Here is a 15,146-nt window from a genome sequence, read left to right on the forward strand (position 1 = left end):
CGTTTATTCAGCGCGTCCCCGCCACGGTTCTGAAGCATGTGATGGTGTCAACCGGCACCTCTGAAAACGATCTGAACAAGCTGGTCGCCATTATGGCGCTGTCCGACGATCTGCAGTTTATCTGCATCGACGTGGCCAACGGCTACTCGCAGCATTTTGTTGATTTTCTGCAGCGCGCTCGTGAGATGTTCCCGGCGAAAACCATCTGTGCCGGTAATGTGGTGACAGGGGAGATGGTGGAAGAGCTGATTCTGTCGGGCGCGGATATCGTTAAGGTTGGCATCGGTCCGGGGTCAGTCTGCACGACCCGGGTGAAAACCGGCGTGGGCTATCCGCAGCTTTCTGCCGTCATTGAATGTGCCGATGCGGCCCATGGCTTAAGTGGACAGATTGTCAGTGATGGCGGCTGTTCGGTGCCAGGCGATATTGCGAAAGCTTTTGGTGGCGGAGCGGACTTTGTGATGCTGGGAGGCATGCTGGCGGCACACGATGAGTGTGAAGGGCAGGTCGTCGAAGAAAATGGCGAAAGCTTCATGCTGTTTTACGGCATGAGTTCTGAATCGGCGATGAAACGTCATGTCGGCGGTGTCGCCCAGTATCGGGCTGCCGAAGGTAAAACGGTGAAGCTGCCACTACGTGGCCCGGTGGCTGATACTGCACGGGATATTCTGGGAGGTTTGCGGTCCGCCTGCACCTACGTCGGGGCTGAGCGTCTGAAAGAGCTGACCAAGCGCACGACCTTCATCCGGGTCAATGAGCAGGAAAACCGCGTATTCAACCGGTAATCGTCCGGGGCGCATCCGGCGCCCCTTAATGCATCGCATCACCCAGACCGAATACGGGCAGATACATCGCGACTACCAGCGAGCCGACGATAGCGCCAATGACCACCATCATCACCGGCTCCAGCGACGCCGCCAGGGTATCAGCACGTTTGCGGGTCTCTGCCTCGTGCCACTCCGCCAGACGCGCCAGCATCACATCCAGTGCCCCCGCCTCTTCGCCGACCCGAATCAGCTGACCACATAACGGCGTGAAAAGCGAATGATGCATCAATGCCTGATGCAGGGGATGACCCTGAGCAATGTGCTGCTGGAGGGCGGCCATGGCCTCCCGCCAGAGCAGGGCAGAGAGCGTCACTTCTGCGGCGGCCAGTCCCTGCAACAGGGTCAACCCGGCACGCTGCGTCAGCGTCAGGATGGTGTAGATCTGCGTCAGCTGCATCCCCCGCCATAATCCGGCAAGCAGCGGGAGGCGCAGCAAAAGCGCCTGTTCGCGGCGCTGCCACTCCGCAGAGCGTCGTCGCAACTGAAACACAATCGCCAGTATCAGCGTTACGCCGAAAGCGAGGACGCCTCCCCATGCCTGAAGCAGGGCTGATAGCTGCATCACCGCTGCCGTAAAGGCGGGCAGGGGCGCGTCAAAGGCGTCATAGACGGCAACGAACTCAGGCAGCACAAACAGCAGCATGCCGCAGGTGACAGCGAGGGCCACCAGCAGGATGAACAGCGGATAACGCAACGCTTTCACCACCTGCTGACCTAACTGCTGTTGCCGGATCTGCTGACGGGCCAGCTCCTCGCAGCAGACATCAAGCTGACCGGTCAGTTCACCCACCTCCATCAGTGCCGGATAGAGCGCCGGAAAAATCTGTGGCCATTCACGTAATGCCTGAGAAAAAGGGGCGCCGCTGAGCACCCGATAATGCAGGGCGAGCAACAATGCCCGCCAGCCTGCATGCGGATGCCCCTCTGCCAGCAACGCCAGACTCTCTGCCAGCGGCAGACCGGCTTTGAGCAGGGTTGCCAGCTGGCGTATCAGATCGCTCTTCTGCTGCCACTTCCATTCCGACTGACGCCAGCCCTTTTCCCGCTTCCAGCTCACGGGCAGCAGGTCGCGCTGCGCCAGCACCCGCAGCAGGGTTTCACTATCAACCGCCAGCAGCTGACCACTGCGCAACTGCCCCTGGCTATCTACCGCCTGCCAGCGGAACAGCGCTGCATCAGCCATCGTCCAGCCCGATGACCCGCTGCATCTCTTCCAGCGAGGTGTCGCCCCGGCTTACGGCTTCCAGACCGGAAACCAGCAGGGGGCGCAATCCCTGCTGTTTTGCCAGCGTGAGCAGATTCTCCAGCGGCATCTCAGCAGCAATGGCATTCTGGAGCCTGGCATTGATCGGCAGCAGTTCAAACAGCGCCAGCCGGCCAAAGTAGCCGGAGAAACAGTGATCGCAACCGGGCGCCCGCCAGGTCTGCAGCGTGCCGGGCCAGATTTCTGTGGGGTAGTGCGCTACCGCCTGGGCCGGCTGACGGCAATGGGGGCAGAGGCGCCGGACCAAGCGCTGAGCCACGATCAGCTTCAGCGCCGGGCCCAGCAGATAACCGGGGATGCCCATCTGCCGCAGCCGCGTCAGCGTCTCGGCGGTGGAGTTGGTGTGCAGAGTTGAAAGCACCAGATGGCCGGTCTGCGCTGCCTTCACTGCAATCTCTGCCGTTTCGGCATCGCGGATCTCTCCGACCATAATGACGTCCGGATCCTGTCTCAGTAACGCCCGCAGCACACGGTTAAAATCCAGCCCCTTGCGGTTATGGATCTGCGTCTGATTAATGCCGGACAGCGGGATCTCAATCGGATCTTCCACGCTGCACAGGTTTTTTTCTGGCCGGTTCAGGGCGCTGAGTCCACTGTAGAGGGTAAATGTCTTGCCGCTGCCGGTCGGCCCGGTGACCAGGATCAGCCCCTGCGGCTGGGCCAGCGCCGCCGTGAAGAGGCGCAGCTGCGCAGGGGGGAGGCCGAGCTTATCCAGTGACAGCGCCGCGCTTTCACTCTGCAACAGCCTGATGACCGCTTTTTCACCGCCATACACGGGTAACGTTGCCAGACGAAAGGAGGCTGACTGACCGGCGATCGCCAGACTGAACTGACCATCCTGGGGCAACCGGCGTTCGGCAATATCCAGTCCGCCGAGGATTTTCAGGCGCGCCAGCAGCGCCGCAGGCTGGGTCACAGGCAGGGAAGAGAGCGGGTGAAGGACACCGTCAATGCGCAGCCGCACCCGCATCCCCTCAGCGCCGGGTTCGATATGCACATCCGAGGCGCGACGTTCCAGCGCCTGACGCAGAATCAGCTCGGCGGCTTCAATCGCCGATTCAGCGGGTGTCTCTTCGCGCGCGACCCGCCCCGTGTCGGCATGCTGACGTTGATCCAGGCGGGCCTGAGGCCAGCATTCAATGTCAATCTGACACTGACTGGCAAAGTGAAGCGCTTCAGAGAGGCCGGGCGGAACGCTCTCCGCCACGGCAACGCGTAACCGATCGGCATCATGCTGCAAAATCAGCGCGCGATAGCGCTGGCAGAGTGCCGTGATTGCATCGTCAGGCGGATTCATCGCTGGCCCCTTTATCCGCAAAGCGGAACTGTTCCAGGCAATTGTCGCGCAGATTGTTGTTGCTGCTGGTGCAGCTGCGCTGCCAGCTGATGCTGCCATCCGTGGCATCATGAATCGGCACCATTTCAACGCTCAGGCCATTCAGACTCTCCTGGCCGGTCAGTGTAATCACCCCGTTAGTGACGCTCAGTGCCGAAACGTAGCGCGATCCTTTCGCAGCAGGGATACCAGCCTGTCCGGCCTGACACTGCGTCGGGCCGCCGCGCTCCATGGCACAGAGTTCGACGGCGGTTTTATAGGGCACCATCGTTTGCAGCATGTCGGTGAGCGCGGCGCGCTGCAGATAGTTTTGATAGGCGGGCAGGCCGATGGCACTCAGAATCGCCACAATGCCGACCACAATCATCAGTTCAACCAGCGTAAATCCACGTTGATAGTTCATTCCATCGTCTCCTGATTAAGAAGTCGACAGGGTAGAAAGCGGGGGCAATGAAAAACAGTGGCGAGTTTTCAGGCTGGAAAGGATCACCGAAAGAATGTGCGTCGTTACAGCGCAGTAGCAATGGCGCTGTAAGCGAGGTCGCAAAACGTGTGGCCGCGCGGGCAGGTCAGCAGAGTGCGCGGACAGAGGCAGCGGCACTGACCGTGCCGCTGCGGTTTACTTTTGCTGAAAACGCATCGAGAGATCCAGCGCCCGGACATGTTTGGTCAGTGCGCCAACCGAAACGTAGTCCACGCCGGTCAGGGCGATCTGCGGCAGGGTGGCTTCGGTAACGTTGCCGGAAACTTCCAGCAGCGTCCGCCCCTGATTCAGTTCGACGGCGGTACGCATCTCCTCCAGGCTGAAGTTATCCAGCATGACAATGTCAGCGGCGGCCTCCAGCGCCTGGCGTAACTCCTCCAGCGATTCCACCTCAACTTCAACCGGCACGTCTGGCTGTAACCACTGCGCTCTTTCCACCGCCTGAGCAATCGACCCGCTGGCGATAATATGATTCTCTTTGATCAGATAGGCGTCAGAGAGGCCGAGCCGGTGATTGCTGCCGCCACCGCAGAGCACGGCATATTTAAGCGCCGTCCGCAGGCCGGGCAGGGTTTTACGCGTGTCCAGCAGCTGGGTCTGGCTGCCTGCCAGCAGCGCGACATAGCGGCTGACTTCGGTCGCCACGCCGGAGAGCGTCTGCACAAAATTGAGCGCCGTCCGCTCGGCGGTCAGCAGCAGGCGCGCCGGGCCTTCAATTTCAAACAGCAGCTGGTCAGCCTTGATCGGATCGCCATCACTGACGTGCCAGTTCAGGGTGGCGTGCGCGCCCAGCTGAATAAACACCTCTTCGACCCAGCGTTTACCACAGAAAACACCGGCTTCGCGGGTAATGACCTGCGCATGGGCCTGGGTGTCGGCCGGTAACAGCTGTGCGGTGATATCGCGGTCGGCGTCGATCTCCCCACCGAGATCCTCCTTTAACGCCAGCGCAACGGCATCCGGGATGTCACTTTCAATGCGTTTAATCAGCGCCTGACGGCGGCTGTCGGGATCATAACCACGAGAAGACATAGGCTTACACTCCAGAAAAGGGGATGTCTGAGGCGGTCACAATAGCCTGAACTGCCACGCGGTGCCAGCCATAAACCGTATTTTGTTTAGTATCCTTAACAAGGAATCAGATAATGTCACGCTGCCGACACACTAAGGGGCAAGAATCCTTTATTATTCATGCTATTCTCAGCCAGGCAGAACAAGGAAATCCGGTATGAAAATCAAACAGGGCTGGCTGACCGGTGTACGTCAGGTGCCCTCATTACATTGCAATGAACGACCTGACAATGAGGCGCCGTCGCTGCTGGTGATTCACAATATCAGCCTGCCGCCGGGAGAGTTTGGCGGACCGTGGATCGATAAGCTGTTCACCGGCACGCTTCCGCCGGATGCGCATCCCTATTTTGCCGATATCGCGGCACTGAAAGTGGCGGCACACTGCCTGATTCGCCGTGACGGCGAGATTGTGCAGTATGTTCCCTTTGATAAGCGCGCCTGGCATGCGGGGGTTTCGCAGTTTGAGGGCCGGGAAAACTGCAATGACTTCTCTATTGGCATCGAGCTGGAAGGAACTGACAGCGAGCCTTATACCGGGGCGCAATATCGGGCTTTGCAGCAGGTTACGCAGTTGCTGCTGCAGCACTATCCGGTCACGCCTGCACGTATTACCGGGCATAGCGACATCGCTCCGGCGCGCAAAACCGATCCTGGTCCTGCTTTTGACTGGGAGTACTACAGAGAGCTGTTAACGCAGCAAAAATCCTGATTTTTGCGGGGTCAGTATGACGTTGTTTACCTTGTTGTTGGTTCTGGGCTGGGAGCGCCTGTTTAAACTGGGCGAGCACTGGCAGCTCGAACACCGGCTGGAGCCGATTTTTCGCCATCGCCGCCACTTCTCCATGATGCGGACGCTGCTGATGACCGTGCTGGCGATGGCGCTGACGGCACTGGTGCTGGTGACGCTGAAAGGCGTGCTGTTTGGCGTGGTGCTATTGCTGTTCTGGATTGTGGTCGGGCTGCTCTGTATCGGGGCCGGTTCAGTGCGGCAGCACTACCATCACTATCTGAAGGCGGCCAGTCATGACGACGATGCGGCGCATCAGGCGATGGCGGCGGAGCTGACGCTGATTCATGGTGTGCCGGTGGAGTGCAGCGAACGCGAATTTCTGCGCGAGCTGCAGAATGCGCTGATCTGGATAAACTTCCGTTTCTATCTGGCCCCGATGTTCTGGCTGGTGGTGGGTGGCCCCTGGGGACCGGTGCTGCTGGTGGGTTACGCCTTCCTGCGAGCCTGGCAGGGCTGGCTGGCAAAGCACGGCACACCGATGGCGCGGGCGCAATCGGGGGTCGACGGTATTCTGCATCTGCTCGACTGGATACCGGTCCGGCTGGCGGGGGTGGCTTACGCTCTGCTGGGCCACGGTGAAAAGGCGCTGCCCGCCTGGTTTGTCTCACTGACCGATCGTCACCGTTCTCAGTATCAGGTGCTGACCACCCTGGCGCAGTTCTCGCTGTCCCGCGATCCGCACACGGATAAAGTTGAAACGCCACGGGTGGCCGTGGCGTTGGCGAAACGGACCTCACTGGTGCTGGTGGTGGCCGTAGCGCTGCTGACGATTTATGGCACGCTGGTGTGATCAGCAGGGGGCACGCCAAAATCGGGCGTGCCATCGCTGCGCCAGCTGAAGTATTTCAGTCGGGTATGGCGGTTCGGGTCCCATAACGGATCGCCCTCAATCTCCGTGTAGTTTCGTGCATGGTAGACCAGCACGTCCCGCCCCGACTCATCCTGCGTAAAACTGTTGTGCCCCGGCCCATACTGATGATTGTCCCAGCTGGAAACAAACACCGGCCGCGCCGATTTCTGCCATGCGGTCACGTCGAGCGGGTCCGCCTCTGCGGCAATCGACAGCATGCCCAGGCAGTAATTCTCATCGGTGGCGCTGGCGGAGTAGGTAACAAACAGCCTGTCACCATGACGAATGACCGTCGGTCCTTCATTCACGCTAAATCCTGCACACTCCCACTCATATTCAGGCCGGCTCAGCATTACCGGCGTGCCTTTCAGCGTCCAGGGATTAAGCAGCTCCGCCAGATAGAGGTTGGAGTTACCGGGAATGGCGGGATCTTTCTGTGCCCAGAGATACCAGTTTTTACCCTGATGCACGAAGTGGGTGGCATCCAGTGAAAAGCTGTCAAGCTGGCTGAAGACGCGCCGGCAGGGCTGCCATTCGCCCTGCAGCGGGTCGCCGGCCTCGCACACCAGTGCGTACATCCGATGCTGGAATAATCCCTCTTTAATGTCGCGCGTCGGTGCTGCCGCGAAATAGATCACCCACAGCCCGTCGATATAGTGCAGCTCGGGTGCCCAGATGAGTTCGCTGCAGGGGCCGCTCTCCGGCTTGTGCCAGACCACCACCGGTTCTGCGCTGCGCAGGTCAGCCAGCGTGGTGGCGCGGCGAATCTCCAGCCGGTCATATTCCGGTACTGAGGCGACAAAATAGTAGTGCTGTTCATGGCGCAGAATAAACGGGTCAGCGCGCTGCTCAATAAAAGGATTCGGCCAGGTTGGGCTCATTTTACATCTCCGGTTGGCGTGGCAGCACGGTTGTGCAGACGAACAGTGTGTAAGTCGTGGAAGTTTTCGCGACGCAGCGCCAGATCCTGCTGGATGGTGAGCATCATTTTGCGGTCAACCTTCATCAGCCGTACTACGCCGGCGGTGATCAGGTAGCCGACGCCCGGAATAACGGTAAACAGCAGCATGATGCCGTTAATCGCCTCGGCTGACTGCTGTTTTGCGCCCGCGTTGTAGCCATACATTGAGAGCAGAAAACCGACCATCGCCCCCGCGACAGCCAGACCCACCTTGAGGAAAAAGAGGTTGCCGGAGAAGCTGATGCCGGTAATGCGTTTACCGGTTTTCCATTCGCCGTAGTCATCCACATCGGCCATCAGTGACCAGTGCAGGGGGGAGGGGATCTGATGCAGAATATTCAGCACAAAATAAGCCACCACGACCATCAGAGTGGCGTGTGGATCGATCCAGTAAAAGCCGCTGGAAAAAAGGGCCAGCGCGATATTGGTCCAGAAAAAGACTTTGAGTTTGCACCAGCGGTCGGTGAGCACTTTCGCCAGCGTGCTGCCCACCATCATGCCGATTACCCCCAGGCTGATAAACAGGGTGGCGAAGTGCGTTGACTGACCCATGACCCAGGTTACGTAGTACATGGTCGCCGCCATGCGAATGAAGCCGGGACAGACGTTGCAGAAGGTGAGCAGCAGGATCCGGACCCACTGGTCATTCTTCCAGACGTCACGCAGATCTTTTTTCAGGTCATCATTGCTGGGAACGGCAGGGCGGATGCGTTCACGCACCGTAGCAAAGCAGAACAGAAACATCGCCAGGCCCAGGGTGGCCAGCACCGCCATCGCCATCTGATAGCCGCGCGCCTTATCCGCGCCGCCAAACCACTCCGCCATCGGCAGCAGTGACAGGGAGAGGGTCAGCGTGGCGATGCCCACCATAACAAAGCGGTAGGACTGGCAGGAGACGCGCTCGCCGGGATCGCTGGTAATCACGCCGCCCAGTGAACAGTAAGGAATATTAATGGCGGTGTAGGTCAGTGACATCAGGAAGTAGGTGACAAATGCCCAGATCACCTTGTTGTGATAGGTCCAGTCTGGCGTGGTAAACATCAGTACGCTGAACAGCACGTAGGGAACGGAAACCCACAGCAGCCAGGGACGAAAACGGCCCCAGCGACTCTGGGTGCGATCGGCAATCGCGCCCATAATCGGGTCGGTGACCGCATCCAGCACCCTGACCGAGAGCAGCAGCGTGCCCACCAGCGCCGGAGCCAGGCCGAACACATCGGTATAGAAGTAGTTGAGGAACAGCATGATGGCACCGCCAATCATGTTGCATCCGGCATCGCCCATGCCATAACCCAGTTTTTCTTTGAATGTGAGTGCCGCGGGCTTCATTGTGCTTCTCCTGCAAACCATGAAGCTAATGATTATCAGCGCTTAAGTCATTCACGGCGTGGCAGTATTGAGTCACAGAGATGGACAAAACGGGCGGGCGCAAAAAAATGTGAACTGGCACGCAGGCGCGGGCCCGTTCACATCACATTAAGCGGGGCAGGGCGGCAGAGAATCGTTAAGCTGCGCTGTTATTCTGCCCTTCAACCAGGCCACCGAGAAGACTGCCAATCCAGCCACCAATGGTGCTGAAAAGCGTACTGGCCACCGAGGAGATCACGCCGTTAAGAAAGGGAATCGGTATCAGGGAACCCATCACGCTGCCCAAAAGCGAACCGGCCTGCTGGCCGACGGCGGTGGTGATATCCTGAATCAGGCCACATCCGCTGACGGCCATAATTTCTGAAGGTGCGAGTTCACGCATAGTTATTTTTTCCTTTATTGGGTGAGAAGCAGGAAAAAATTATCACTACCCGTCAGCAATAAAAATAGTAACAAAACGAAAGTGGCCGGTGCGCCTGAGCAGGCGCACCGGATATGAGAAGGGATCAGACTTTCTGCGTCTGGTTCTTAATAAAGTAACCCAGCGCCAGAATCACCAGCCAGACCGGGATCAGCCAGACAGAGATGGCCATGCCCGGCGTGGTTGCCATCAGCACCAGAATTGCCGCCAGGAAGATCAGGCAAATCCAGTTACCGGCCGGATAGAGCAGCGCTTTGAAGCGGGTGGTCACGCCCTGCTGATCTTTCTTACGACGGAACTTAAGGTGCGCCAGGCTGATCATCGCCCAGTTGATGACCAGTGCAGAAACCACCAGTGACATCAGCAGGCCGAACGCTTCACCGGGCATCAGGTAGTTGATCAGCACGCAGAGCGCCGTGGCGACCGCAGAAACCAGAATGGTTAAGACCGGAACGCCGCGACGGTCAACTTTCAGCAGCGATTTGGGCGCGTTGCCCTGCTGAGCCAGACCAAACAGCATACGGCTGTTGCAGTAAACGCAGCTGTTGTAGACCGACAGGGCGGCTGTCAGGATCACCACGTTCAGCGCATTCGCCACCATGGCATCGCCCAGCTCGTGGAAGATAAAGACAAACGGGCTGACTTCAGAGGTGACACGGCTCCACGGCATCAGTGACAGCAGCACCGCCAGTGAACCAATGTAGAAAATCAGGATGCGCCACAGCACCTGGTTGGTCGCTTTCGGGATGCTGACTTCCGGATTATCGGCTTCAGCGGCGGTGATCCCCACCAGCTCCAGCCCACCGAATGAGAACATGATGATCGCCATGACCGTCACCAGACCGCCAATGCCGTGCGGGAAAAAGCCGCCCTGTTCCCAGAGGTTACGCACCGTCGCCTGCGGACCGCCGTTGCCGCTGAAGAGCAGCCAGCCGCCGAACAGGATCATGCCAATGACCGCCACCACTTTAATAATGGCGAACCAGAACTCCATCTCACCAAAGACTTTCACGTTGGTCAGGTTGATGGCGTTAATCATGACGAAGAAGATGGCTGCCGAGGCCCAGGTTGGAAAGTCGGGCCACCAGAACTGAATATATTTGCCGACGGCAGTGAGCTCTGCCATGGCGACCAGCACGTAAAGTACCCAGTAGTTCCAGCCCGAGGCGAAGCCGGCAAAGTTGCCCCAGTATTTATAGGCGAAGTGGCTGAAGCTGCCGGCAACCGGCTCCTCAACGACCATCTCGCCCAGCTGGCGCATGATTAAAAAGGCAATAAAACCGGCAATGGCATAGCCCAGAATAACGGCCGGACCGGCGGATTCGATGACCGATGCGCTGCCCAGAAACAGGCCGGTTCCTACTGCTCCACCCAGCGCGATGAGCTGAATATGGCGGTTCTTAAGACCACGTTTCAGCGCCTCGCCTTGCTGTTGTTCCATACAAACCTCGTGATGTTTTTATTCTTCGTTCCCAGCGCGGTTCGCTGTAAGGAAGTAGTTACATTAACGTATTGATTATTTTACGGTATCTGGCGTGCTGAGTGCTGCCATGCGCTACCCTGGCGACAAGAATAGTGATAAGCGAATCGCTTTGCACCTGCTTTCGCCTTTCGTGCTGAGAGTTGACTGAAAAAACGCCGTCCCGGTCACGTCAGGCCAGAGAAATTTCTGCCATGAAATGCGGTTCATGACGAATAGCTTTCACTTATGGATGCCGCTGCGCTTCGGGGCTAAGCAGGTGTAAGGTTTGGTAAAAGTGAATTTATTTAACATTCAGCCTAACGCGAATTTTTCATTTTTTTAACCGCAAGTTAGCGTCAGGGCGGGCTTCAGAGGCAGGGGAATGTCACAGACACCATATAGACACAAGGTGAATACTTTGTTACTTTACCGCCACCTCTGTACAATTGGTATTACCAATTTACTCCGGACGACTGGCTTAATAAGAAGGGATGATGGCTTACAGTAAGATTCGCCAACCCAAGCTCTCAGATGCTATCGAGCAACAGCTCGAATCCCTGATTATGGAAGGGACACTGCGTCCGGGAGAGAAGCTGCTCCCTGAGCGCGAACTCGCCAAACAATTCGATGTCTCACGTCCGTCTCTCCGCGAAGCGATCCAGCGCTTAGAAGCGAAAGGATTGTTGCTGCGCCGTCAGGGCGGCGGAACATTCGTACAGGAGCATCTCTGGCAAAGCCTGAGTGATCCACTCGTTGAGCTTCTCGCAGACCATCCGGAATCACAGTTTGACCTGCTGGAAACGCGTCATGCCTTAGAGGGCATCGCCGCCTATTACGCGGCGCTGCGCGGCACAGAAGAAGATCTGCTGCGCATTCGCGACTGCCATGTGCACATCCAGCAGGCGCAGGACAGCGGCGATTTAGACGCCGAAGCGGACGCCGTGATGCAGTATCAGATCGCTGTCACAGAAGCGGCCCATAATGTGGTGCTTTTGCATTTGCTACGCTCAATGGGCCCTATGCTGGAACAAAACGTCCGTCAGAATTTCGAATTGCTCTACTCTCGCCGGGAAATGCTGGCAAAAGTGAGCGGTCACCGCGCCAGAATCTTTGAGGCGATTGTGGCCCGTGAGCCAGAAAAAGCGCGCGAGGCTTCACACCGTCACCTGGCGTTCATAGAGGAAATCTTGCTGGACAGAAGTCGGGAGCAGAGCCGTCGAGAACGCTCCCTGCGTCGTTTACAGCAACGTAAGGAATAACGTGCGACAAAGATCGTACGGACATGTGCGACGAGCCTGCCTGCTTGTGCTTTGACAGGCTCCCGATTATTCAACGTATTAGACACAGATAAGGAACACACCCATGTCAGAACGTTTACACAATGACGTGGATCCGATTGAAACTCGTGACTGGCTACAGGCGATCGAATCGGTCATCCGTGAAGAAGGTGTTGAACGTGCACAGTATCTGATCGATCAGGTACTGGGTGCAGCCCGCAAAGGCGGCGTGAACGTTGCTGCAGGATCGTCTGCTATCAGCAACTACATCAACTCTATTGCCGTTGAAGATGAACCCGACTATCCGGGCAACACCTCTCTTGAACGTCGTATCCGTTCCGCTATCCGCTGGAACGCCATCATGTCGGTGCTGCGCGCATCGAAGAAAGATCTGGAGCTCGGCGGCCATATGTCCTCCTTCCAGTCTTCTGCGACCATTTATGAAGTGTGCTTCAACCACTTCTTCCGCGCGCGCAATGACAAAGATGGCGGCGATCTGGTCTATTTCCAGGGCCACATCTCTCCGGGCATTTATGCCCGTGCGTTCCTTGAAGGTCGCCTGACCGAAGAGCAGATGAACAACTTCCGTCAGGAAGTTGACGGTAAAGGTCTCTCTTCTTATCCGCACCCGAAATTAATGCCGGAGTTCTGGCAGTTCCCGACCGTTTCTATGGGTCTGGGTCCATTGTCAGCGATCTATCAGGCGAAGTTCCTGAAATATCTGGAACACCGTGGCCTGAAAGATACCTCTGCTCAGACCGTCTACGCCTTCCTGGGTGATGGTGAGATGGATGAGCCAGAATCCAAAGGTGCGATCACCATCGCGACCCGTGAAAAACTGGATAACCTGGTCTTCATCATCAACTGCAACCTGCAGCGTCTGGATGGCCCGGTCACCGGTAATGGCAAGATCATCAACGAGCTGGAAGGCATCTTTGCCGGTGCTGGCTGGGAAGTGATCAAAGTCATCTGGGGCGGTCGCTGGGATGAGCTGCTGCGCAAAGATACCAGCGGCAAGCTGATTCAGCTGATGAACGAAACCGTCGACGGCGACTACCAGACCTTTAAATCCCGTGATGGCGCCTATGTGCGTGAGCACTTCTTTGGCAAATATCCGGAAACTGCCGCGCTGGTTAAAGACATGTCCGATGATGAAATCTGGGCACTGAACCGTGGCGGCCACGATCCGAAGAAAATCTACGCGGCACTGAAAAAAGCGCAGGAAACCAAAGGCAAGCCGGTGCTGATCCTGGCGCATACCATCAAAGGTTATGGTATGGGCGACACCGCGGAAGGCAAAAACATTGCTCACCAGGTGAAGAAGATGAACATGGATGGCGTGCGCTATATCCGTGATCGCTTCAACGTGCCGGTTGCTGACGATAAAATCGAAGAACTGCCGTACGTGACCTTCGAAAAAGGCTCAGAAGAGCACACTTACCTGCACGGTCAGCGTGAGAAGCTGGGTGGCTACCTGCCAACGCGTCAGCCGAAGTTCACCGAGAAGCTGGAAATGCCAGCGCTGGAAGAGTTCGGTGCGCTGCTGGAAGAGCAGAACAAAGAGATCTCCACCACCATCGCCTTCGTTCGTGCCCTGAACGTGATGCTGAAGAACAAGTCGATCAAAGATCGTCTGGTTCCGATCCTCGCGGATGAAGCGCGTACCTTCGGTATGGAAGGTCTGTTCCGTCAGATTGGTATCTACAGCCCGAACGGCCAGCAGTACACTCCGCAGGACCGTGAGCAGGTTGCTTACTACAAAGAAGATGAGAAAGGCCAGATTCTGCAGGAAGGGATCAACGAGCTGGGCGCAGGTTCATCCTGGCTGGCAGCGGCGACCTCTTACAGCACCAACAACCTGCCGATGATCCCGTTCTATATCTATTATTCGATGTTCGGCTTCCAGCGTATCGGCGATCTGATGTGGCTGGCGGGTGACCAGCAGGCGCGCGGCTTCCTGGTCGGCGGAACCTCCGGTCGTACCACGCTGAACGGCGAAGGCCTGCAGCATGAAGATGGCCACAGCCATATTCAGTCGCTGACCATCCCGAACTGTATCTCTTACGACCCGTCTTACGCCTATGAAGTGGCTGTCATCATGCATGATGGTCTGGTGCGTATGTATGGCGAAGCGCAGGAGAATATCTACTACTACATCACCACGCTGAACGAAAACTACCATATGCCAGCCATGCCGCAGGGTGCGGAAGAGGGTATCCGTAAGGGTATCTACAAGCTGGAAACGGTAGAAGGCAGCAAAGGCAAAGTGCAGCTGCTGGGCTCAGGTTCTATCCTGCGTCACGTACGTGAAGCGGCACAGATCCTGGCGAAAGATTACGGTATCGGCTCTGATGTCTACAGCGTCACCTCGTTCACCGAACTGGCGCGTGATGGCCAGGATTGTGAGCGCTGGAACATGCTGCATCCGACAGAAGAAGCACGCGTGCCTTACATCGCTCAGGTGATGAATGACGCGCCAGCGGTTGCCTCAACCGACTACATGAAACTGTTCGCTGAACAGGTTCGCAGCTATGTTCCAGCCAGCGATTACCGCGTGCTGGGTACCGATGGCTTTGGTCGCTCTGACAGCCGTGAGAATCTGCGTCATCACTTTGAAGTTGATGCATCTTATGTGGTGGTTGCTGCGCTGGGTGAGCTGGCTAAACGCGGCGAGATTGAGAAGAAAGTGGTGGCGGATGCCATTACCAAATTCAACATCGATGCCGATAAAGTTAACCCGCGTCTGGCTTAAGAGGTAAGAGAGTAATGGCTATCGAAATTAAGGTACCGGATATCGGGTCTGACGAAGTTGAAGTCACCGAGATTCTGGTGAAAGTTGGCGACAAGGTGGAAGCCGAGCAGTCGCTGATCACCGTGGAAGGCGACAAAGCCTCAATGGAAGTGCCTTCCCCGCAGGCTGGCGTAGTGAAAGAGATCAAAATCGCCACCGGTGACAAAGTAGAAACCGGCTCGCTGATCATGGTGTTTGACGCAGAAGGGGCCGCAGAAGCGGCACCTGCCGCCGCCGAAGAGAA

At 57.3% G+C, this 15,146-nt stretch carries 14 protein-coding genes; 6 read left to right on the plus strand and 8 right to left on the minus strand.

Translation table 11 applies throughout. The annotated features are described in order from the left end of the window. The coding region (locus FJW00_RS12070) for a GMP reductase (RefSeq protein WP_140924246.1) at positions 1 to 785 on the plus strand (785 nt) is incomplete at its 5' end. A gap of 25 nt (positions 786 to 810) precedes the next feature. Here the strand turns inward: FJW00_RS12070 and hofC are convergent. The 4 genes from hofC to nadC form a co-directional block, all read right to left on the minus strand. Beyond that, positions 811 to 2,010, minus strand: coding sequence for a protein transport protein HofC (hofC, locus tag FJW00_RS12075; RefSeq protein WP_140924249.1), 1,200 nt, complete (start codon positions 2,008 to 2,010; stop codon positions 811 to 813). Next, a complete protein-coding gene (gene gspE / locus FJW00_RS12080; protein ID WP_140924251.1) occupies positions 2,003 to 3,388 on the minus strand; it encodes a type II secretion system protein GspE in 1,386 nt (461 codons plus the stop codon). The genes hofC and gspE overlap by 8 nt, the downstream gene beginning before the upstream one ends. Further along, complete coding sequence (gene ppdD, locus FJW00_RS12085) at positions 3,375 to 3,830, minus strand: prepilin peptidase-dependent pilin (protein WP_009092106.1); 456 nt, start codon at positions 3,828 to 3,830, stop codon at positions 3,375 to 3,377. The genes gspE and ppdD overlap by 14 nt, the downstream gene beginning before the upstream one ends. A 216-nt stretch (positions 3,831 to 4,046) precedes the next feature. After that, positions 4,047 to 4,943: a carboxylating nicotinate-nucleotide diphosphorylase gene (nadC, locus tag FJW00_RS12090; protein ID WP_009092105.1), complete on the minus strand. Its 897-nt coding sequence runs from the start codon at positions 4,941 to 4,943 to the stop codon at positions 4,047 to 4,049. A gap of 196 nt (positions 4,944 to 5,139) precedes the next feature. Between nadC and ampD the strand changes: the two genes are divergently transcribed. Beyond that, on the plus strand, positions 5,140 to 5,691 hold the full coding sequence (gene ampD / locus FJW00_RS12095; protein ID WP_009092102.1) for a 1,6-anhydro-N-acetylmuramyl-L-alanine amidase AmpD: 552 nt from the start codon (positions 5,140 to 5,142) through the stop codon (positions 5,689 to 5,691). Positions 5,692 to 5,707: 16 nt separating this feature from the next. Beyond that, positions 5,708 to 6,562, plus strand: coding sequence for a beta-lactamase regulator AmpE (ampE, locus tag FJW00_RS12100; protein WP_058957895.1), 855 nt, complete (start codon positions 5,708 to 5,710; stop codon positions 6,560 to 6,562). On the opposite strand, the gene FJW00_RS12105 is transcribed toward ampE, so the two are convergent. From FJW00_RS12105 to aroP, 4 genes are all read right to left on the minus strand, one after another. Continuing rightward, complete coding sequence (locus tag FJW00_RS12105) at positions 6,544 to 7,503, minus strand: glycoside hydrolase family 43 protein (protein WP_140924254.1); 960 nt, start codon at positions 7,501 to 7,503, stop codon at positions 6,544 to 6,546. The genes ampE and FJW00_RS12105 overlap by 19 nt on opposite strands. Next, positions 7,500 to 8,912, minus strand: a complete 1,413-nt coding sequence (locus FJW00_RS12110) for a glycoside-pentoside-hexuronide (GPH):cation symporter (protein ID WP_111208295.1) — start codon at positions 8,910 to 8,912, stop codon at positions 7,500 to 7,502. Before FJW00_RS12110 ends, FJW00_RS12105 begins: the two co-directional genes overlap by 4 nt. 175 nt (positions 8,913 to 9,087) lie before the next feature. Continuing rightward, on the minus strand, positions 9,088 to 9,333 hold the full coding sequence (locus FJW00_RS12115; protein ID WP_009092098.1) for a hypothetical protein: 246 nt from the start codon (positions 9,331 to 9,333) through the stop codon (positions 9,088 to 9,090). Positions 9,334 to 9,457: 124 nt separating this feature from the next. After that, the gene (gene aroP / locus FJW00_RS12120) at positions 9,458 to 10,813 is read right to left on the minus strand and encodes an aromatic amino acid transporter AroP (protein WP_009092097.1); all 1,356 of its coding nucleotides are present in this window, start codon (positions 10,811 to 10,813) and stop codon (positions 9,458 to 9,460) included. Positions 10,814 to 11,328: 515 nt separating this feature from the next. Between aroP and pdhR the strand changes: the two genes are divergently transcribed. The 3 genes from pdhR to FJW00_RS12135 form a co-directional block, all read left to right on the plus strand. Continuing rightward, positions 11,329 to 12,093 carry a pyruvate dehydrogenase complex transcriptional repressor PdhR gene (gene pdhR / locus FJW00_RS12125; protein ID WP_009092096.1) on the plus strand — a complete coding sequence of 255 codons (765 nt, stop codon included), beginning with the start codon at positions 11,329 to 11,331 and terminating at the stop codon, positions 12,091 to 12,093. 103 nt (positions 12,094 to 12,196) lie between these two features. Then, the gene (aceE, locus tag FJW00_RS12130; protein ID WP_140924256.1) at positions 12,197 to 14,863 is read left to right on the plus strand and encodes a pyruvate dehydrogenase (acetyl-transferring), homodimeric type; all 2,667 of its coding nucleotides are present in this window, start codon (positions 12,197 to 12,199) and stop codon (positions 14,861 to 14,863) included. A gap of 14 nt (positions 14,864 to 14,877) precedes the next feature. Further along, a partial coding sequence (locus FJW00_RS12135) for a biotin/lipoyl-containing protein (protein ID WP_309147969.1) occupies positions 14,878 to 15,146 on the plus strand: 269 nt, incomplete at its 3' end.

It is taken from the genome of Pantoea anthophila, assembly GCF_006494375.1.
GTDB classification, from domain to species: Bacteria; Pseudomonadota; Gammaproteobacteria; order Enterobacterales; family Enterobacteriaceae; genus Pantoea; species Pantoea anthophila.

Excerpts from the sequence above, each read along its gene's own strand:
- nadC (WP_009092105.1), bottom strand. The coding sequence starts at position 4,943 with ATGTCTTCTCGTGGTTATGATCCCGACAGCCGCCGTCAGGCGCTGATT.
- ampE (WP_058957895.1), top strand. The coding sequence starts at position 5,708 with ATGACGTTGTTTACCTTGTTGTTGGTTCTGGGCTGGGAGCGCCTGTTT.
- gspE (WP_140924251.1), bottom strand. The coding sequence starts at position 3,388 with ATGAATCCGCCTGACGATGCAATCACGGCACTCTGCCAGCGCTATCGC.
- aroP (WP_009092097.1), bottom strand. The coding sequence starts at position 10,813 with ATGGAACAACAGCAAGGCGAGGCGCTGAAACGTGGTCTTAAGAACCGC.
- FJW00_RS12115 (WP_009092098.1), bottom strand. The coding sequence starts at position 9,333 with ATGCGTGAACTCGCACCTTCAGAAATTATGGCCGTCAGCGGATGTGGC.
- FJW00_RS12105 (WP_140924254.1), bottom strand. The coding sequence starts at position 7,503 with ATGAGCCCAACCTGGCCGAATCCTTTTATTGAGCAGCGCGCTGACCCG.
- aceE (WP_140924256.1), top strand. The coding sequence starts at position 12,197 with ATGTCAGAACGTTTACACAATGACGTGGATCCGATTGAAACTCGTGAC.
- ampD (WP_009092102.1), top strand. The coding sequence starts at position 5,140 with ATGAAAATCAAACAGGGCTGGCTGACCGGTGTACGTCAGGTGCCCTCA.
- pdhR (WP_009092096.1), top strand. The coding sequence starts at position 11,329 with ATGGCTTACAGTAAGATTCGCCAACCCAAGCTCTCAGATGCTATCGAG.
- ppdD (WP_009092106.1), bottom strand. The coding sequence starts at position 3,830 with ATGAACTATCAACGTGGATTTACGCTGGTTGAACTGATGATTGTGGTC.
- FJW00_RS12110 (WP_111208295.1), bottom strand. The coding sequence starts at position 8,912 with ATGAAGCCCGCGGCACTCACATTCAAAGAAAAACTGGGTTATGGCATG.
- hofC (WP_140924249.1), bottom strand. The coding sequence starts at position 2,010 with ATGGCTGATGCAGCGCTGTTCCGCTGGCAGGCGGTAGATAGCCAGGGG.